Here is a 19,475-nt window from a genome sequence, read left to right as displayed (position 1 = left end):
GTTGCCTGCGTTCACTCGCCCCACTCACTTACTTGAGTAAGCTCCTGGGAACGCCCGAACTTGCCGCCTGGTTGCAGGTTGAAAGCGATTGGGGATGAGCATCTGTTATTATTATGTGAACACAAGTGGTCGGATGAGATAAATCTAGCCGTTGTCGCGCCGCTTGGGAATCTGCGTTGCGCCGAATGTGATAGACGTCATGAATCTCAGACTCTGTTTGCATAACGAACAAAAGATCGGTTAGCCTTTGCGCGTTGTAAATTACTTCTCTCTGCGGAGCCATAACCGAAAATGAACAACCACACCTGTTGATATCTGGTCCCACGCTGTGCGCTCGTGCGCCCTGTGGGGATGTTTTGATCTCATTCAGGAGTGCTTATGGCTCATTTTGCGCAGTCCCCTTATTTCGTTTTACATCAACTGACCTGCCAATTTGCTGACGGCGAAACCCTGTTCGGCCCGCTGGATCTCGCTTTCGATCGGTCGCGCTGCGGCCTGGTGGGGCGCAACGGCGCCGGCAAAACCCAGCTGCTGCGCCTGATCGTCGGGCGGGCTCAGCCGGGCAACGGGCACGTCGAATCCCATGCCGCATTGGCTTACGTTGCGCAGCAGCCGGAGATCGCCGCGGACACCACGCTGGCCCAGCTGCTGGGCTATGGTGAGGTGTTCGCTGCGCTGGCGCGTCTCGAGCAGGGGCGGCCGTTGGCGGACGATATCGATCGTTTGGAAGGGCGCTGGGATCTCAACGATCGCCTGCAAAACGCCTTCGCCGCCGCCGGGTTGCCGGCCTTCGATCCGCTGCAATCCGCAAGTTCTCTGAGCGGCGGCGAACGGATGCGCGCGGCGCTGTGCGGCGCTTTTCTGGGGGAGGCGGATTATCTGCTGTTGGACGAACCGACCAACCACCTCGACAGCGCCGGGCGCGCCTGGCTGTATCAGCAGCTGGATCAATGGCACGGCGGGCTGCTTGTCGCCAGCCATGATCGGCAGCTGCTGGGGCGTATGGAGCGCATCGTCGAACTGACGCCCGGCGCGCTGCGCAGCTACGGCGGCAACTACGACGACTATCGGCGCCAGCGCGACACGGAGCAGCAGGCGGCGCGTGCCGATCTGGAGCATGCGCGCGAGGAGCGCCGACGCACTCGCGCCCGTCAGCAGAAAGAGCATGACATGAGCCAGCGGCGTTCGGCGCAAACGCTGCGCGTTGTCGATACGCTGAATATCGCCTCCTTCGAGCGAGTGGCCTACAAATCGGCGGCGAAGGAAAGCCTCGGTACGCTGCGTAAGCAGCATCAGGGTCAGCGTGACAGCCTCGATGCGGCGGTGCGCGAAGCCTATCAGCGAGTGGAGGACGAGCAGCCGGTGTTGCTGGCGCTGCCGGGCAGCGAAGTGAGCGCGAACAAGCAGGTGCTGGTGCTCGAGCAGCTGCAGCTGCCGTTCGTCAGCGCGCCGCCGCTGGATCTGCGGATCGACGGCCCGATGCGCGTAGCGTTGACCGGCCCCAACGGCTGCGGCAAGTCCACCTTGCTGAAGACCATTCTCGGCCGGCTGACGGCGCTTTCCGGCCATTGTCATTGCCCGCTGTCGACGGCCTATCTCGATCAAACCCTGTCGCAGCTCGACCCGAGTCTGTCGGTGATGGATCATCTGGGGCTGCAGGACTCGCCGTTGGCGGAAGGCGCGTTGCGCACCCGGCTGGCGCAGCTGCAGCTTGGCGCGGATCGCATCGCTCTGCCGTTGGGCGCGCTGAGCGGCGGCGAACGGCTCAAGGCGGCGCTTGCTTGCGCGCTGTGGCGGCGGCAACCGGCGCAGCTGCTGTTGCTGGACGAACCGACCAACCACCTGGATCTGGTGTCGTCGCTGGCGATCGAAACCGCCCTGGCGGATTTCCCCGGCGCGATGCTGGTGGTGTCGCACGACGAAGACTTCCTGCAGGCGCTGCGGCCGACGCACCGCCTGAACCGGCAGGCGGACGGCTGGCGGCTTCAGGCCTGGTAACGCGCAAAGGCGGCCCTAGGGGGCCGCCTTTTTCATCTCGGGCGCGTTAATGCAGGCCAGCAGCTGGGTGAAGGCCGCGGCCATCTGCTCTTCCGGCACGCAGGCAAATCCCATCAGCAGGCCGCGCCGGCGGTTGGGCAGCATGTAGTAGCGCGACAGCGGCCGCACCAGCACCCCCTGCGCGCCGGCGGCGGCGGCGATCGCCACGTCGTCGGCCTCGTCCGGCAGGTTGAGGATCAGGTGCAATCCGGCGTTGCTGTTGAATTCGCTGAGCGCCTGTTTGCCGAGGTGCTGTTCGATCAATCCGGTCAGGAAGGCGCGCCGCCGGGCATACAGCAACCGCATGCGTCGGATATGCGCGGTGTAGTGCCCCGCCTGAATAAACTCCGCCAGCGCGCTCTGGATCAGCAGGTGCCCGCCGCGGTACAGCTCGGCGTGGGCGGTTTTCAGCGCCTGTACCAGCGGCGGCGGCAACACCACATAGCCGAGGCGCAGCGCCGGGTAGAGCGTTTTGCTGAAGGTGCCGATATAAATCACCGGCGCGTCGGCTTCCAGCCCTTGCAGCGCCGGGATCGGTTGGCCGGAAAAGCGGAATTCGCTGTCGTAGTCGTCCTCGACGATCCAGCCGCCGGCGTTGCGCGCCAGTGCCAGCAGCCGTTGGCGGCGCGCCAGGCTCATCACCGAGCCGAGCGGATACTGGTGCGACGGGGTAACGAAGATCAGCCGCGGCGGGTTGGTCGGCTGCTCCGGCGGCACCAGCCCGGCTTCGTCCACCGCCAGCGGGCAGATGTTCAGCGCATTGATGCGCAGGATATTGCGGATCCCCCAATAGCCCGGCTCTTCGATCCAGGCGTCATCCCCCGGGTTGCACAGCATGCGCGTCACCAGATCGATCGCCTGATGGATGCCCTCGGTGATCAGGATCTGTTCCGGCGAGCAGCGTACCGAGCGCGCCACCCGTAAATACTCCACCAACGCATGCTGCAGCTCCGGGCTGCCCCCCTGATTGCTGTAGGTCAGCCGCTGCGGCGCCGGGCGGCGGCTGAGGCGCGCCTGGATCTTGCTGAACAGCTGATGGGGAAAGGCGTTGACGTCGGGCACGCCGGGAATGAATGCCCCCCACTGTTTGGGGCTGGCACTGGCGTGGTGCAGCAGCGTGGCGCCGCGCTCCGACAGTTCGACGCGGCGCGGTTGCCCACTGCTGTCCGCCGGGGCGCCGCCGGTGGAGAGGCAGCTGTCCGGCACCGTGTCGGCGACGAAGGTGCCGCTGCCGGCGCGCGCCGACACGTAACCTTCCGCCAGCAGTTGTTCATAAACGGTTAACACAGTGTTGCGGGACAGGCTGAGCTCCTGCGCCAGATCGCGCGAGGCGGGCAGGCGGCTGGAGGGCGGCAGGCTGCCGTCGAGAATGCTGGTGCGGATCGCGTTGTAAAGCCGCTTGTGCAGCTTGTCATCGGGCTGCTCGCCGAGGCGCTGCAGTAACAGATCACCACTCAATGAGCGCAATTGGATCCCTCAATTATTCGTAACTGGCACTCGATTATAGGGCCACATCCTGTGTAAATAAACGGCATTGTTTCACGAATGTGAACGAAACGTGTAACTGGCACCGACCGGAGAGAACAGCATGAAAAACGCAGAATTGAACCAACGCCGTCAGGACGCCACCCCACGCGGAGTGGGCGTGATGTGTGGTTTTTACGCCGAGCGCGCAGAGAACGCCACGCTGTGGGATGTGGAAGGTAAAGAAGTGATCGATTTCGCCTCGGGGATCGCCGTGCTGAACACCGGCCACCGCCACCCGAAGGTGATCGCCGCGATTGAAAAGCAGCTGCAGGCCTTCACCCACACCGCCTATCAGATCGTTCCTTACGAAAGTTATGTCTCGCTGGCGGAGCGCATCAACCAGCGCGCGCCGATTGCCGGCCCGTGTAAAACCGCCTTCTTCACCACCGGCGCGGAAGCGGTGGAAAACGCGGTGAAGATCGCCCGCGCTTACACCGGCCGCCCGGGGTTGATCACCTTCGGCGGCGGTTTCCACGGCCGCACCTATATGACCATGGCGCTGACCGGCAAAGTGGCGCCTTACAAACTGGGCTTTGGCCCATTCCCCGGTTCGGTGTTCCACGGGCAGTATCCGAATGCGCTGTACGGCGTGACTACCGAAGATGCGATGAACAGCCTGGACCGCCTGTTTAAAGCGGATATCGATCCCAAGCAGGTGGCGGCCATTGTGCTGGAGCCGGTGCAGGGCGAGGGCGGTTTCAATGTGGCGCCGGCCGATTTCATGCAGGCGCTGCGCGCGCTGTGCGACCAGCACGGCATCCTGCTGATCGCCGACGAAGTGCAGACCGGCTTCGCCCGTACCGGCAAGCTGTTCGCCATGGAGCACTACAGCGTTAAACCGGATCTGATCACCATGGCGAAAAGCCTGGCGGGCGGCATGCCGCTGTCGGCGGTAGCGGGCCGCGCCGAGGTGATGGACGCGCCGGCGCCGGGCGGACTGGGCGGCACCTACGCCGGTAACCCGCTGGCGGTGGCCGCGGCGCACGCGGTGCTGGACGTGATCGACGAAGAGCAGCTGTGCCAGCGCGCCCAGCGCTTGGGGCAGCACCTGGTGGAAGTGTTGCAGCAGGCGCGCAAAACCAGCCCGGCGATCGCCGATGTGCGCGCGCAAGGCTCAATGGTGGCGGTGGAATTCAACGATCCGGCCACCGGCAAGCCTTCGGCGGAGATCACCCGTCAGGTGCAGCAGAAGGCGATGGAGGAAGGGCTGCTGCTGCTGAGCTGCGGCGTGAACGGCAACGTGATCCGCTTCCTGTACCCGCTGACCATCCCGGACGATCAGTTCACCAAGGCGATGGGCATCCTGTCTCGCGCGCTGGCCCACTAAGGAGCGAACGGCATGAAATTGAACAATCCCGAGCTGCTGCGCAGCCAGTGTCTGATCAACGGCGAATGGTGCGATGCCCTGAGCGGCAAGCGCGAAGCGGTGATCAACCCGGCCACCGGCGCCGAACTGGCCAGCATTCCGCTGGTCAGCGAAGAGGAAACCCAGCAGGCGATCGCGGCGGCGCAGCAGGCGCAAAACGAGTGGAAACAGCTGACCGCCAAGCAGCGTTCCGCGCTGCTGTTGGCCTGGGCCGACAAGGTGTTGGCTGCGCAGGAAGATCTGGCGCAGCTGATGACCGCCGAGCAGGGCAAATCGCTGGCGGAAGCGCGCGGTGAAGTGGCCTACGCCGCGTCGTTCATCACCTGGTTCGCCGAAGAGGCCAAGCGGGTGGACGGCGCAGTATTGCAGGCGCCACAGGCTTCGCAGCGCCTGGTGGTGGTGAAGCAGCCGATCGGCGTGTGCGCGGCCATCACCCCGTGGAACTTCCCGGCGGCGATGATCACCCGCAAGGTGGCGCCGGCGCTGGCGGCCGGTTGCGCCATCATCGTCAAACCGGCCGAGCAAACGCCGTTGACCGCGCTGGCGCTGGCCAAGCTGGCGCAGGACGCCGGTATTCCCGCCGGCGTTTTGCAGGTGGTGACCGGTGAAGCGGCACAGGTGGGCAAGGTGCTGTGCGACAGCCCGGTGGTGCGCAAGCTGAGCTTTACCGGTTCGACCGAGGTCGGCCGCATCCTGATGGCGCAGTGCGCGCCGAGCATCAAGAAACTGTCGCTGGAGCTGGGCGGTAACGCGCCGGTCATCGTGTTCGACGACGCCAATCTGGACGCGGCGGTGGCGGGCATCATGGCCTCCAAGTTCCGCAACAGCGGCCAGACCTGCGTCTGCGCTAACCGTATCTACGTGCAGGACGGCATCTACGAGCGGCTGGCGGAGAAACTGGTTGCGGCGGTCGAGCAGTTGAAAGTCGGCGACGGCAGCCAGGAAGGCACCACCCAGGGGCCGCTGATCGACAGCGATGCGGTGGCGAAGGTGCAGAGCCATATCGACGACGCGTTGATCAAAGGGGCGCAGATCGCCACCGGCGGCCAACCGCACGCGCTCGGCGGCACTTTCTTCCAGCCGACGGTGGTGACCGGCGTAACGCAGAAGATGCGCTTCGCCAAAGAAGAGACCTTCGGGCCGGTGGCGCCGCTGTTCCGCTTCCATGACGAGGCGGAAGCCATCGCCATGGCCAACGACACCGAATTCGGCCTGGCCGCCTACCTGTTCACGCAGAACGCCGCGCGCCAGTGGCGCGTGCCGGAAGCGCTGGAGTACGGCATGGTCGGCATCAACACCGGGCTGATTTCCAACGAAGTGGCGCCGTTCGGCGGCGTGAAACAGTCAGGGCTCGGGCGTGAAGGATCGCGCTACGGGATAGAAGAATATCTGGAGCTGAAATACCTGTGTATCGATGTGAGCTGTTGAGCGTCAGGACGTTAACCCATCCCGGCGGCCAGCGTCGCCGGGTGATAAAGGATGATGCATGTCTGATAATATCTCTGTTTCTCCGGCGCTTGCCGCCGGGGTGCGAGCACCTGCACCCGCCAAATCGTTAAGTTTCCTCGAAGGGGTGGCGATGATCGTCGGCACCAACATTGGTGCCGGGGTGCTCTCCATCGCCTACGCTTCCAGCAAGGCCGGTTTCCTGCCGCTGCTGTTCTGGCTGGTGCTGGTGGGAAGCCTGACCACCATCACCATGCTGTACGTCGCCGAATCCACGCTGCGCACCCGCGCACATCTGCAGCTGAGCGGGCTGGCGAAGCGTTACGTCGGCGGCCTGGGCGCCTGGTTGATGTTCGCTTCGGTGTGCGTCAACAGCGTCGGGGCGCTCACCGCCTATATGACCGGCAGCGGCAAGCTGCTGCAATCGCTGTTCGGCATCTCGCCGGCGCTGGGCAGCCTGCTGTTCTTCGTGCCCGCCGCCGGTGTGCTGTACCTCGGTTTGAAAGCGATCGGCCGCGGCGAGAAGTTCATCAGCATCGGCATGGTGGTGATGCTGAGCGCGCTGGTGGCGGCAACGCTGCTGAAAGACACCACCCAGATGCGCAACCTGCTGGACGGTGACTGGCGCTATATGGTGCCGGTGTTCAACGTGGTGGTGTTTTGCTTCTCGGCGCAGTACATCGTGCCGGAAATGGCGCGCGGCTTTGCCGACAAGCCCGAGCAGCTGCCGAAGGCGATCATCGTCGGCATGGTGGTGACCTTCATTTTGCTGGCGGCGGTGCCGATGTCGGTGATCGCGCTCAGCGGGTTGGATGACATCTCCGACGTGGCCACCATCTCCTGGGGCCAGGCGCTGGGGCAGTGGGCGTTCTTCTCCGCCAACATCTTCGCGCTGTGCGCGATGCTGACCTCGTACTGGGGATTGGGCGGCAGCTTCCTGACCAATATTTTCGACAAGTTTCGGCTGGGCAACGACGAGTTGCCGCTGCGCCGCTTCGGCGTGCTGTTGCTGGTGGTGGTACCGCCGTTCGCGCTGGCCTACAGCGGGCTGGTGTCGTTCGTCAACGCGCTCTACTTCGCCGGGGTGTTCAGCGGGGTGATCCTGTCGATCATGCCGATGCTGATCCTGCGCGGCGCCCGCAAATATGGCGACCAGATCCCGCGTTGGCAGTGCAACTGGATCACGCACCCGCTGTTGCAGGTCAGCATTGTGTTGTTGTACCTGGCCAGCGCGGTGTACGCCATCGCGTCATTGTTAGGCTATCTGCCCTCTGGATGGTGATTTACCTTCCCTCAAGTAGTGATGTTGTTTCTCGGCATTGAGAACGGCGGCGTCGTGGCCGCCGATTTTTTTTTTCAGGCGCGCCGCTTTTCCGACAACGCCAGCCAAGCCTGCACCGACGGGCGTTGCCACTGCTTGTGCGCATAGTGGCGCACGCGCTCCGGCACCGGATCGCCGTGCATCACCAGCCGGTTGAGCATCAGCGCCAGATCGGTGTCGGCGATGCACCACTCCCTGAACAGATTGTCCTGCCCGTGGCTCAGCAGCTTTTCCACGGCGGCGAAAAGCTTGCGCGCGGCCTCCTGCGCGGCTTCGGACAGCGGCGGAAACTTGCCGTTGTTGAACACCACCTCGGTCGAGCGCTCGGCGCGGATCGGCAGCAGATCGCTGCGCAGCCAGGCTTGGATCTCACGCGCCTTGGCGCGCAGCTTCACGTCGCGCGGGTACACGGCGTGGGCGGGATGGATGTCTTCCAGGTATTCGGCGATCGCCGAAGACTCCGAGAGCTGAAACTCGCCGATCGCCAGCGTTGGCACCCGGCGGGTGAGCGACAGCGCCGCGTAGGCCGCCTCTTTGTTCTCTTCTTTCGCCAGATCCACCGGCTTCACGGTGAACGGAATGCCTTTTTCCGTCAGCACGACAAAGGCGGACATGGCGTACGGGCTGAAAAATTCACTGTCGGTATAAAGCTCGGTGATCGGTTGAGACATCGGCGGTTCCTCGGGGTTAAGGGGGGAACATTCATCATTGTCGAGGGAAGGCTAAAAATCAATCTGTTAGCCTAAAAGTTCTTTGATGGCGCGGCGCGCGGCGGCGCCGGCACGATGTGATATATTTGTTGCCAACACGTGAATCTAGCCGTATTGGGTAACATGAAGACGCAGTGGATAGAACGAGTAAAAGTGGGATGCGCGCGCCTGTGGCCGCACCCGCTGGCGGTGGGCAAGCGAGAGATGCTGATTTCCAGCGTCGGCGCCGGTTTGGGGCTGATGCTCGCCGGCTGGATAAGCCACTTTATTTTGAGCGAGGTGAACCTGTGGTTTATCGCGCCGATGGGCGCCTCGGCGGTGCTGCTGTTCGGCGTGCCCAACAGCCCGCTGGCGCAGCCCTGGTCGATCGTCGGCGGCAATGCGCTGGCGGCGACGGTGGGTGTCAGCGCCGGTCTGCTGATCCCCGATCCGGGCCTGGCCTGCGGTGTTGCGGCGGCGGTGGCCATCGGCCTGATGTTCAAGCTGCGTTGCCTGCATCCCCCGGGTGGCGCGGTGGCGCTGACCGCCATCCTCGGCGGCCCCGGTATTCACCAGATGGGCTACCACTTCGTGCTGTACCCGGTGCTGCTGAACTCGGTGCTGCTGGCGGCGCTGGCTATTCTGTTCAATAACCTGGCCGGGCGACGCTACCCGCACGCGCTGGCGCCGGCGGAAGCCAAACCGGCCAATCTGCCGATCGATGCCGTTTCCATCACCCGCGCCGATCTGCACGAGGCGCTGATGGAGGGGGATCTGTTCGATATTGACGAGGACGATCTGCAGGAGATCCTGCTGCGCGCCGAGCAACTGGCGCATCAGCGGCAAAGCAAGACCGCCTGATCAGCCCAGCGTTTTGCGGTAAAACACCACCCGTTCCGTTTCGGCAAAGCCCAGCGCCGCATGCAGGCGCTGGGAGTCAAGATTGGCGATGTCGGTATCCGACGCCAGCTCGCTGCACCCCTGTTGCTTGGCCCACTCCTGCACCTGCGCGATCAAACGCGCGGCCCAGCCCTGGCGGCGGACGCGCTCGACGGTATAAATCCCTTCCAAAAACGCGACCGGCGACGATTCGCAGCCGTTGACGTAATCGAAGCGCAGCGCCACCTCGGCAAAGCCAACGAAAGCGCCGTCCAACCCCCGCGCCATAAACGCGGTGTGGTGCGGCGAAGCCAATATCTCGCGCATTTCCGCGCGGTGCACTTCAGGCGAGCTGGAGGGCCACAGTGCCGAGCGCAGCGCCAGCCAGGCGTCGAGGTTGTCGTGGTCACAGTTGACGATCATGCGGGGCCCTTAGCGGTGATTTTTGTTACCCGCGAGCGTAGCAGGTCTCGGCGCGCAAGCTCAATCTCTCCATCGCTATCTCGCCATTTCTCTCACTTATGATAATGATCGTCGTGTTCATGAGGCTGCCGGAGACCGGTGTGCTTATCGAATAACGAGTGGAACGCACATTAACGTTCCAAAGTGCATGCTCTCCGGCTCGATAAGGCTAAGGAAGCCTTCGCAATATGATTGGCCATGCCAACTGGTACAGATGGCCTGCGACTGTGCATAGCTTTCTGCAATGGCCACATCGACGAAAACGTCTCCGTCCAGTTTAAGTAAATACTGATGTAGCCAACCTGGTTGCGCAGACAGATGATGTTGCACCATTTGGCAATAGGCCGCGTACATCTTCTCTTCGGTAACGCCTTTTCTTAGCCTGAAGCGGCCCAGCTCGACGCCATGGCCGGCACTGGCGGGGGAATATGCTGCTATGTGACTAGGGGATGTCATGGTAATTTTTCCAGTAATGGGTGAGTGACTATCATAGGCCGCGACCCTGCCAATTTTTGTCAGGGGTGTCGGAGGCATTCAGTGAGAACCGTCAGGTTATTTTCAATACTCGAGCAACTGCGCGGCAGACAACGCCCGGTTTCGGCGGAGTTTCTGGCCCAGACGCTGGATGTTTCGGTGCGAACCATCTATCGAGATATGAGCACGTTGCAGGCGATGGGTGCTCCGATCCGCGGCGAGTCTGGATTGGGGTACCAGCTGGAAAAGGGGTATTTCTTGCCGCCGCTGCATTTTGACGCTAACGAGCTGGAGGCCATAATACTGGGCACTCGTCTGATTGCGGCTCGCGGTGATGCGCAGCTGGGTGAAGCGGCACGTCGCGTTTCAGCCAAAATAGGTGCCATGTTGGATGACGATGCGAAGAAACGTTACGAGGATATGCCATTGCGCGCCGTCTCGCGCAGGACTCTGGAGTATGAACTGGCCGACAGGTATCTGGAGCCATTGCGCGTGGCTATTCGAGGCAGAAAGCGGTTGGCCGTCCACTATCGCGACCTTAAAGGTAATGAAAGCCGAAGAAATATCAGGCCATTAGGATTGACGATGTTTGACGCCGTATGGCTGCTGACCATATGGTGCGAGACCAAAGCCGATTTCCGCAATCTGCGCGTTGATGGCATTCTATCGTTGACGGACACCGGCGAACGTTTTCGACAGGAAAGAGGTAAACGTTTTGAAGATTATATTAAATCTTTACCGGCAGCATAGGCGCTACAGAGACGGCTTTGGCGATAATGACACGACGAGCCATTGTGTGGGCGGCACAGTAACGACGGACTGTGTAAATACCTGCCATTTGAGGGCAGTGGGTAGACTCGTACCGCCACTGTGAGCACGAAATAAAAAAGCCACTTCGAGAAAAGTGGCTTTTTTATATGATTTTAAAGCTAAAATTTGGTGGCCCCTGTTGGGTTTGAACCAACGACCAAGCGATTATGAGTCGCCTGCTCTAACCACTGAGCTAAGGGGCCAAGCCGCGAGATTATAGGGAATCCTTAAGCGGCGGTCTACAGTTACCCGCCCGTATGTTGCTTTTCTGCACAGTTCTAGCCTGTTGTAATTGCTGGCGGATTTTGCGATAACCGCAGTAAATCCCTGCAATGGACTCACGATACTCATGGAACTTCTGGCGCCTAACCTGCGGGTGGTGTTTTGCGGCATCAACCCCGGCCTTTCTTCCGCCCATCAGGGCTACCCTTTCGCCAACGGCAGCAACCGTTTTTGGAAAGTGATCCATCAGGCCGGCTTTACCGAGCGCCAGCTGGCGCCGGAGCAGTGGCAGCAGTTGAAGGATAACGGCTGCGGCATTACCGCGCTGGTGGCGCGCCCGACGGTGGCGGCCAGCGAGCTGTCGCGCGACGAGCTGCGCAGCGGCGGCGAGGTGTTGCAAGAGAAAATCTTGCGCTATCAGCCGCGCGCGCTGGCGATTTTGGGCAAGCAGGCGTTCACCACCGCCTTCGGGGTGAAAAACGCGCCCTGGGGCAAGCAGGCGCTGACGCTGGGGGAAACCGAGGTGTGGGTATTGCCTAACCCCAGCGGATTGAACCGCGCCACGCTGGAGCAGCTGACCGCCAGCTATCGCGAGCTGTTCGTGGCGCTGCAATGATGCGGCGGGGCATATTCAGGGCATAAAAAAACCCCGGCAGGCCGGGGTTTTGGTTTTTGGTGCGGCAGCCGGACTTAGTCGTCCAGGAAGCTGCGCAGTACTTCGGAGCGGCTCGGGTGACGCAGCTTGCGCAGCGCCTTGGCTTCGATCTGACGAATACGCTCACGGGTAACGTCAAACTGTTTGCCTACCTCTTCCAGCGTGTGGTCGGTGTTCATGTCGATGCCGAAACGCATGCGCAGCACTTTCGCTTCGCGCGCGGTCAGGCCGGCCAGCACGTCGTGAGTGGCGGAGCGCAGGCTTTCCGAAGTCGCGGAGTCCAGCGGCAGCTCGAGGGTGGTATCCTCGATGAAGTCGCCCAGATGCGAATCTTCGTCGTCGCCGATCGGCGTTTCCATCGAGATTGGCTCTTTGGCGATCTTCAGCACCTTGCGGATCTTGTCTTCCGGCATCAGCATGCGCTCGGCCAGCTCTTCCGGCGTCGGCTCGCGGCCCATCTCTTGCAGCATCTGGCGCGAAATACGGTTGAGCTTGTTAATGGTCTCAATCATATGCACCGGAATACGGATGGTGCGCGCCTGGTCGGCGATGGAGCGGGTGATAGCCTGACGGATCCACCAGGTGGCGTACGTCGAGAACTTGTAGCCGCGGCGGTATTCGAACTTGTCTACCGCTTTCATCAGGCCGATGTTGCCTTCCTGGATCAGATCCAGGAACTGCAGGCCGCGGTTGGTGTATTTCTTGGCGATAGAAATAACCAGACGCAGGTTGGCCTCAACCATCTCTTTCTTCGCGCGGCGGGCTTTCGCTTCACCGATCGACATGCGACGGTTGATGTCTTTGACCTGCTCGATGGTCAGGCCGGTTTCTTCTTCGATCTGACGCAGTTTCTGCAGGCTGCGCTGCACGTCTTCAGCCACATCTTTCAGCTTTTCTGACCATGGCTTGGCCATCGCCAGTGCGGCTTCGAACCAGGAGTCGCTGGTTTCGTTGCCGGCGAACAGGGTGACGAAGTTTTTCTTCGGCATTTTGCACTGTTCAACGCACAGCTTCATGATGATGCGTTCCTGGGTGCGAACGCGGTCCATCATGGTGCGCATGCTGTTGACCAGGAAGTCGAACTGCTTCGGTACCAGGCGGAACTGCTTGAACACTTCAGACAGCTTCAGGATCTCGTCTGCGGCGCTGGCGTGGCTGCGGCCGTTCTTTTTGATCACCAGACGCGTCGCTTCGTACTGATCGCGCAGCTCGGCGAATTTCTGACGCGCCAGCTCAGGATCGATGCTGTTGTCGTCTTCGGTATCGTCGTCTTCAGCATCCTCATCTTCGTCGTCGTCGTCTTGCTCTTCGCTCGACAGTTCAGAACCGATGTGGGTGGCGGTTGGGGCGATGTCCTCTTCCGCGTTAGGATCGACGAAGCCGGTGATCAGATCGGACAGGCGCGCTTCGCCCGCTTCGACGCGATCGTACTGCTCAAGCAGGTAGGTAATGGCTTCCGGGTATTCGGCAACCGAGCACTGCACCTGGTTGATGCCGTCTTCGATGCGCTTGGCGATGTCGATTTCGCCTTCGCGCGTCAGCAGTTCGACGGTACCCATTTCGCGCATGTACATGCGCACCGGGTCGGTGGTGCGGCCGATTTCGGATTCCACGCTGGACAGAACCTGTGCGGCGGCTTCTTCCGCATCTTCGTCCGTGCTGTTCGAGTTTTCGGCGAGCAGCAGGTCATCGGCGTCCGGTGCTTCTTCCATCACCTGGATGCCCATGTCGTTAATCATCTGGATGATGTCTTCGATCTGATCGGAGTCGACGATATCTTCCGGCAGATGGTCATTGACCTCAGCATAGGTCAGATAGCCTTGCTCCTTACCACGGGTGACAAGTAGCTTCAGCTGTGACTGCGGGTTTTGCTCCATAAGACGGTATCCACACTTCAGAGTATTTAGGTTGGTGTCGGTCGGCGAAACCGCCAACAATAGCATTTGGGGCGTTTTCGTTATCGCCGCGGCCCACTATGGCGGCACTGTGCAGGGCTCTGCCCTCGCAATTATCGGCACTTAAGCCGTTTGGTATTCAGTTTTTCTTCGCTAAAACCTGGTTGAGAGAACGGACTTCTTCACGTTCCTCCGGGCTCAGGCCGCGCGTTCTGGCCTGGGCGATCAGCGTTTCCAGCCGTTGCTCGAGCACCGAGTCGTACAGGCTGGCCAACGTATCCAAAAAGGTCTGTTCGACCATGTCCTCAACGATCATATGGTTCCAGGTCGCCAAGGTTTCAAGCTGCTGGCTGAATTTGTTGTCGCGATACAGCTCCAGCAATTGCCCGGTCGTCAGGCCCGGCTGCGCCAAACAGGTCTGCACCAGTTCGACGAACAGCGGCAATCCCGCCTGTTTGGTCTGCTCCAACCCTTCAAGCGAAGGGATAAGTGTAGCCAACTGCGGATTTTGTACCAGTAACCCTATCAGTATACGCATGGTTGTGCGTTTTAGCTGGGGCGCCTGATAAGGATTCGCATTTTCCGCCTGCTTGGGCATCAGCTTGTCGAGCTGGCTGTCGTCCAGCAGCCCCAGCTTGTTGCCGAGCTCCTGGCGCAGGTACAAGCGCAACGTTTCGCCCGGCACCTGAGTAATCAGCGGCAGCGCCAGCGTGCTCAGCTTGGCGCGCCCGTCCGGGCTGCTCAGATCCACCTGCGGCAGCAGGCTTTCGAACAGGAACGTGGACAGCGGCTGCGCCTGCTCCATTCGCTGTTCGAAGGCTTCTTTGCCTTCTTTGCGCACCAGGGTGTCCGGATCTTCGCCGTCGGGCAAAAACATGAACCGCAGCTGGCGCCCGTCGTTCAGGTACGGCAGCGCGGTTTCCAGCGCCCGCCATGCCGCTTCGCGGCCGGCGCGGTCGCCGTCGTAACAACAGACGACGTTGTCGGTGGCGCGGAACAGCAACTGAATGTGTTCCGCCGTCGTCGAGGTTCCGAGCGAGGCGACGGCATAATCGATGCCGAATTGCGCCAACGCCACTACGTCCATATACCCTTCCACCACCAGCAACCGCTGGAGGGTAGGGTGATTCTGTTGTGCTTCATACAGGCCGTACAGCTGGCGGCCCTTATGGAAAACTTCGGTTTCCGGCGAGTTCAGGTACTTCGGCATACCGTCGCCCAATACGCGGCCGCCGAAGGCGATCACGCGCCCGCGTTTGTCGCGGATGGGGAACATCACCCGTTCGCGGAAACGGTCGTACGAACGCCCCTGATCGTTAGTCACCAGCATGCCGGCATCGTTCAATGCGCGGCGCGAGTCGGCGTCGCGGCCAAAACGCTTCAGGGCGTTGTCCCATCCCGCCGGCGCGAAGCCGATGGCGAAATGGCGAATAACATCGTCACTTAATCCGCGCTGCTGCAAATAGCTGCGCGCCGGCGCCCCGGAGGACTGCTGCAGTGACTGTTGATAGAACGCGCTGAGCTGCTCCATCAGTTGGTACAGGCTCTGGCGCTGATGGCGTTCGATCTGGGTTGGCCCGGTGCCCGCTTCGTAAGGCACTTCCAGCCCGTGCATGGTCGCCAGCTCTTCGATGGTTTCGACAAACTCGAGTCGGTCGTAATTCATCAAAAAATCGACGGCGTTGCCGTGCGCACCACACCCAAAACAGTGATAAAACTGCTTTTCGCCATTAACGGTAAAGGAAGGCGTCTTTTCGTGGTGGAACGGACAGCACGCGTGGTAGTTCTTGCCTTGCTTCTTGAGCTTCACGCGAGCGTCGATCAGGTCGACGATGTCGGTGCGAGCCAGCAAGTCATTGATAAATACGCGCGGAATTCGTCCAGCCATAAGCCCTTACTTCATTAGCCTATAAACGAGAACAAGCCGCGCATTCCTTTCGGAAAGCACGGCCTTCGTATGCAACTACTCGGTCTGCGCGATTTTGAAAATCAGAAATTCACGCGGTGGGGTTGCCCCCGAAGAATTAATACAGACGAGTGCGGCGTGCGTTTTCGCGAGCCAGTTTCTTCGCGTGACGTTTCACAGCAGAAGCTTTAGCGCGTTTACGTTCGGTAGTTGGTTTTTCATAAAACTCACGACGACGAACTTCAGCTAAAACACCCGCTTTTTCGCAAGAGCGTTTGAAACGACGCAGAGCAACGTCAAATGGCTCGTTTTCACGTACTTTAATTACCGGCATGTGCCTCTCACCTCAATAAAATTCGGTTTGTTGCTGGCCAAGCGCCAGCCTTTTCAAAATGGTGCGGAATTTTACTCCAATGGATGCTGCTTTGTAAAGCATCACCGCAAATTGAAACCCGCGTCGCTCTGCCGCAACGTGCGCAATTTTGCACCGGGCGCTGATTATAGACTAATCAGAAAAAAATGCTCGTGTTTAATCGCTTGGGCATTTTCTGGATGAATCATCGACATAGGTGCGAGCCAGTGACAAGATGCGCCGCGCTGGCGGTAAATGCGGCGGAATGTGGTAGACTGGCGGCCGCACGTGAATGATGGGAAATGTAATGCGAGTACTGGGTATAGAAACGTCCTGCGATGAAACCGGAATTGCAGTGTATGACGATCAAACCGGTTTGTTGGCCAACCAATTATACAGCCAGGTGAAGCTGCACGCCGACTACGGCGGCGTGGTGCCGGAACTGGCCTCCCGCGATCACGTGCGCAAAACCGTGCCGCTGATTCAGGCGGCGTTGAAAGAAGCCAACCTGACCCCGGCCGACATCGACGGCGTGGCCTACACCGCCGGGCCGGGCCTGGTGGGGGCGCTGCTGGTCGGCGCCACCGTGGGGCGCGCGCTGGCGTTTGCCTGGAATGTGCCGGCGGTGCCGGTGCACCATATGGAAGGCCACCTGCTGGCGCCGATGCTGGAAGACAACCCGCCGGCGTTCCCGTTCGTCGCGCTGCTGGTTTCCGGCGGCCACACTCAGCTGATCAGCGTCACCGGCATCGGCGAATATGAACTGCTGGGCGAATCGATCGACGATGCTGCCGGCGAAGCGTTCGACAAAACCGCCAAGCTGCTCGGCCTGGATTATCCCGGCGGGCCGATGCTGTCGAAGATGGCGCAACAGGGCACGGCGGGGCGTTTCACCTTCCCGCGGCCGATGACCGATCGTCCGGGCCTGGACTTCAGCTTCTCCGGGCTGAAAACCTTCGCCGCCAACACCATTCGCTCCAACGGCAACGACGATCAGACGCGTGCCGACATCGCCCGCGCCTTCGAGGATGCGGTGGTGGATACGCTGGCAATCAAGTGCAAACGCGCGCTGGAGCAGACCGGTTTCAAACGCCTGGTGATGGCCGGCGGCGTGAGCGCCAACCGCACGCTGCGCGCTAAGCTGGCGGAGATGATGCACAAGCGCGGTGGGGAAGTATTCTATGCCCGCCCGGAATTTTGCACCGACAACGGCGCGATGATCGCCTATGCCGGCATGGTGCGCCTGAAGAGTGGCGCCAACCCGGAACTGAGCGTTTCGGTGCGGCCACGCTGGCCGCTGGCGGAACTGCCTGCGGTATAAAGCAAAGGGCCGGATAATCCGGCCCTTCTGTTATTCGTCTTTCGGCTGGTCGCCGTTATCCGCATCCGCCTGGTTTTTCTTCTTGCGGAACTTGCCCCAAATCTTGCCTTCCTGGCCGCGCCACAGGCGCTGAATATTGTCGTGATGCCGCATCAGGATCAGGCAGGAGAGCATCGCTACCGGGAAGGTGAACTGCGGTTTGAACCACCAGACGTAGAACGGGGCGATCAGCGCGCTGACGATGGCGCCGAGCGAAGAGTAGCCGCTGAGCAGCACCGTCAGCAGCCAGGTGCCGGTCATCAGGCCGGTCAGATCCCAGCCGATAGGCGCGATGGCGCCAAACGCCGTCGCCACGCCTTTGCCGCCGCGGAAGTGGAAGAACACCGGATAGATGTGCCCCAGACAGGCGGCGATCGCCGTCAGACCCAGATACAGCGGCGGCACATCGAGTTTGTAGGCCAGCCAGACCGGCAACATCCCTTTCAGAATATCGAACACCAGCACCGCTGCCGCTGCCAGCCGGCCGCCGATGCGCAGGACGTTGGTCGCCCCGGGATTTCCTGAGCCATGTTCACGCGGATCCGGCAGCCTGGCGATCCGGCAAACCAGGATCGCGCTGGAAATCGAGCCGCACAGATACGCGAAGATAATCATGCCAAGCGCGGTAGCACTCATAACGCGGTTCCGTTTAATAATGGTCGTTTTACTCGCAACATCTATGGATAATACGCACATTCCGCTGGAAGTGGTATCCGGCAAGGCCAAAAACAGAGAATGACGTGATGGATATCGTATTTATTGAAGAGCTTACCGTAATTACCACCATTGGCGTTTATGAGTGGGAACAGGGCATTCGTCAGAAGCTGGTGTTCGATATCGAAATGGGCTGGGATAACCGGCCGGCCGCCGCCAGCGACGACGTAACTGACTGTCTGAGCTATGCCGACGTCAGCGATGCCGTGATCCAGCACGTGGAGTCGAACCGTTTCGCGCTGGTGGAGCGAGTGGCAGAGGAAATATCTGAAATTTTGCTTCAGCGCTTCAATTCCCCCTGGGTCCGTATTAAGGTCAGCAAACCGGGCGCTGTAGCACATGCCAATCGGGTCGGCGTGATCATCGAGCGTGGCACTCGTCCCGCATGATTTTATGTCATCTGCTTGCAACGAAAGACCGTTAACCTGGTCTTAATCCTGAGAATTGTTTTAGCGGCATTGTCTTTAAGCACTGCCGCTTTTTTATGTGATAGCCGTTATTTTATGGGGTGAGCGAAGCACATGGCAGACATGCATTCACTGTTTATTGCGTTTGTTCTTGGGGTGGTCGAGGGATTAACCGAATTTCTGCCGGTTTCTTCCACCGGGCATATGATCATTGTCGGCGAGTGGCTGGGCTTTACCGGCGACAAAGCCAAAACCTTTGAAGTCATCATCCAGCTGGGATCGATCCTGGCCGTGGTGGTGGTGTTCTGGCGCCGGCTGTTCGGCCTGATCGGCATTCATTTCGGCGGCAAGCCGGTGGAGCACGAGGGCAAAACCGGCGGCCAGCTGAAGTTGGGACATATCCTGTTGGCGATGATCCCGGCGGTGGTGCTGGGCCTGGCCTTCCATGATTTCATCAAATCGTTGTTTGCGCCGAAAAACGTGATGTACGCGTTGGTGGTCGGCGGCTTGCTGCTGTTGGCGGCGGAATGGCTGAAACCGAAGAAACCGAGCGCGGAAGGACTGGATGACATCACCTACCGCCAGGCGTTCATGATCGGCTGCTTCCAGTGTCTGGCGCTGTGGCCGGGCTTCTCCCGTTCGGGGTCCACTATCGCCGGCGGCATGCTGATGGGCGTGAACCGCTATGCGGCGTCCGAGTTCTCCTTCATTCTGGCTGTGCCGATGATGATCGGCGCCAGCGGCCTGGATCTGTACAAGAGCTTGCACTTCCTGACCTGGGGCGATTTGCCGATGTTTGCCGTCGGTTTCATTACTGCCTTTGTGGTGGCGCTGATTGCGATCAAGACCTTCCTGTCGCTGATCAAACGCATCTCGTTCGTGCCGTTCGCCATCTACCGCTTTATCGTGGCAGCCGTGGTTTACATGGTATTCCTGTAAGCCCGACGCCAAGA

17 protein-coding genes and 1 tRNA gene are annotated in these 19,475 nt (G+C 60.7%); 10 read left to right on the top strand and 8 right to left on the bottom strand.

All coding sequences use genetic code 11. The features are described 5' to 3' along the window. Positions 1–378: 378 nt before the first annotated feature. Positions 379–1,998 (top strand): ABC-F family ATP-binding cassette domain-containing protein, encoded by a 1,620-nt coding sequence (locus tag EGY12_RS04375; RefSeq protein ID WP_123892691.1) that lies wholly within the window; start codon positions 379–381, stop codon positions 1,996–1,998. Positions 1,999–2,013: 15 nt separating this feature from the next. On the opposite strand, the gene EGY12_RS04370 is transcribed toward EGY12_RS04375, so the two are convergent. Next, a complete protein-coding gene (locus EGY12_RS04370; protein ID WP_123892690.1) occupies positions 2,014–3,504 on the bottom strand; it encodes a PLP-dependent aminotransferase family protein in 1,491 nt (496 codons plus the stop codon). 121 nt (positions 3,505–3,625) lie between these two features. Here EGY12_RS04370 and EGY12_RS04365 point away from each other — a divergent pair, with 121 nt between their 5' ends. Genes EGY12_RS04365 through EGY12_RS04355 form a run of 3 tightly spaced genes read left to right on the top strand, consistent with a single transcriptional unit; the run spans position 3,626 to position 7,658 of the window. Next, complete coding sequence (locus tag EGY12_RS04365; RefSeq protein ID WP_060428860.1) at positions 3,626–4,891, top strand: 4-aminobutyrate--2-oxoglutarate transaminase; 1,266 nt, start codon at positions 3,626–3,628, stop codon at positions 4,889–4,891. Between the two features lie 12 nt (positions 4,892–4,903). After that, complete coding sequence (locus EGY12_RS04360; RefSeq protein ID WP_123892689.1) at positions 4,904–6,358, top strand: NAD-dependent succinate-semialdehyde dehydrogenase; 1,455 nt, start codon at positions 4,904–4,906, stop codon at positions 6,356–6,358. 58 nt (positions 6,359–6,416) lie between these two features. Beyond that, complete coding sequence (locus EGY12_RS04355) at positions 6,417–7,658, top strand: amino acid permease (RefSeq protein WP_123892688.1); 1,242 nt, start codon at positions 6,417–6,419, stop codon at positions 7,656–7,658. A gap of 74 nt (positions 7,659–7,732) precedes the next feature. Here the strand turns inward: EGY12_RS04355 and yfcF are convergent, their stop codons facing one another. Continuing rightward, positions 7,733–8,368, bottom strand: a complete 636-nt coding sequence (gene yfcF, locus EGY12_RS04350; RefSeq protein ID WP_123892687.1) for a glutathione transferase — start codon at positions 8,366–8,368, stop codon at positions 7,733–7,735. A 162-nt stretch (positions 8,369–8,530) separates the two neighbouring features. On the opposite strand from yfcF, the gene EGY12_RS04345 reads away from it, so the two are divergent. Further along, on the top strand, positions 8,531–9,247 hold the full coding sequence (locus tag EGY12_RS04345; RefSeq protein WP_123892686.1) for an HPP family protein: 717 nt from the start codon (positions 8,531–8,533) through the stop codon (positions 9,245–9,247). On the opposite strand, the gene aac(6') is transcribed toward EGY12_RS04345, so the two are convergent. Next, entirely contained in the window at positions 9,248–9,688 is a 441-nt protein-coding gene (aac(6'), locus tag EGY12_RS04340) for an aminoglycoside 6'-N-acetyltransferase (protein ID WP_123892685.1), read from the bottom strand. Positions 9,689–10,264: 576 nt separating this feature from the next. Between aac(6') and EGY12_RS04335 the strand changes: the two genes are divergently transcribed. Further along, entirely contained in the window at positions 10,265–10,951 is a 687-nt protein-coding gene (locus tag EGY12_RS04335; protein WP_123892684.1) for a YafY family protein, read from the top strand. A 187-nt stretch (positions 10,952–11,138) separates the two neighbouring features. On the opposite strand, the gene EGY12_RS04330 is transcribed toward EGY12_RS04335, so the two are convergent. Then, positions 11,139–11,214, bottom strand: a tRNA-Ile gene (locus EGY12_RS04330). A gap of 146 nt (positions 11,215–11,360) precedes the next feature. Between EGY12_RS04330 and mug the strand changes: the two genes are divergently transcribed. After that, positions 11,361–11,849, top strand: coding sequence for a G/U mismatch-specific DNA glycosylase (gene mug, locus EGY12_RS04325; RefSeq protein ID WP_123892683.1), 489 nt, complete (start codon positions 11,361–11,363; stop codon positions 11,847–11,849). A gap of 74 nt (positions 11,850–11,923) precedes the next feature. On the opposite strand, the gene rpoD is transcribed toward mug, so the two are convergent. The 3 genes from rpoD to rpsU all read right to left on the bottom strand — a co-directional run bounded on the left by rpoD (position 11,924) and on the right by rpsU (position 16,023). Beyond that, positions 11,924–13,765: an RNA polymerase sigma factor RpoD gene (gene rpoD, locus EGY12_RS04320; RefSeq protein ID WP_038879518.1), complete on the bottom strand. Its 1,842-nt coding sequence runs from the start codon at positions 13,763–13,765 to the stop codon at positions 11,924–11,926. Positions 13,766–13,922: 157 nt separating this feature from the next. Next, entirely contained in the window at positions 13,923–15,671 is a 1,749-nt protein-coding gene (gene dnaG, locus EGY12_RS04315; protein ID WP_025304325.1) for a DNA primase, read from the bottom strand. A gap of 136 nt (positions 15,672–15,807) precedes the next feature. Then, positions 15,808–16,023, bottom strand: a complete 216-nt coding sequence (gene rpsU, locus EGY12_RS04310; protein ID WP_001144069.1) for a 30S ribosomal protein S21 — start codon at positions 16,021–16,023, stop codon at positions 15,808–15,810. Positions 16,024–16,348: 325 nt separating this feature from the next. On the opposite strand from rpsU, the gene tsaD reads away from it, so the two are divergent. Beyond that, a complete protein-coding gene (gene tsaD / locus EGY12_RS04305; protein WP_033654813.1) occupies positions 16,349–17,362 on the top strand; it encodes a tRNA (adenosine(37)-N6)-threonylcarbamoyltransferase complex transferase subunit TsaD in 1,014 nt (337 codons plus the stop codon). A gap of 30 nt (positions 17,363–17,392) precedes the next feature. Here tsaD and plsY read toward each other — a convergent pair whose 3' ends face one another. After that, the gene (plsY, locus tag EGY12_RS04300) at positions 17,393–18,037 is read right to left on the bottom strand and encodes a glycerol-3-phosphate 1-O-acyltransferase PlsY (protein ID WP_047729813.1); all 645 of its coding nucleotides are present in this window, start codon (positions 18,035–18,037) and stop codon (positions 17,393–17,395) included. 107 nt (positions 18,038–18,144) lie between these two features. Between plsY and folB the strand changes: the two genes are divergently transcribed. Together folB and bacA are read left to right on the top strand one after the other, a co-directional pair. After that, complete coding sequence (gene folB / locus EGY12_RS04295) at positions 18,145–18,504, top strand: bifunctional dihydroneopterin aldolase/7,8-dihydroneopterin epimerase (RefSeq protein ID WP_004937203.1); 360 nt, start codon at positions 18,145–18,147, stop codon at positions 18,502–18,504. Between the two features lie 132 nt (positions 18,505–18,636). Beyond that, the gene (bacA, locus tag EGY12_RS04290) at positions 18,637–19,461 is read left to right on the top strand and encodes an undecaprenyl-diphosphate phosphatase (protein WP_123892682.1); all 825 of its coding nucleotides are present in this window, start codon (positions 18,637–18,639) and stop codon (positions 19,459–19,461) included. Positions 19,462–19,475 lie beyond the last annotated feature (14 nt).

This window comes from Serratia sp. FDAARGOS_506 (assembly GCF_003812745.1).
Taxonomy (GTDB): Bacteria; Pseudomonadota; Gammaproteobacteria; order Enterobacterales; family Enterobacteriaceae; genus Serratia.
The sequence above is the reverse complement of the archived record's forward strand: the minus strand, read 5'-3'. Positions and strand labels throughout refer to the sequence as shown.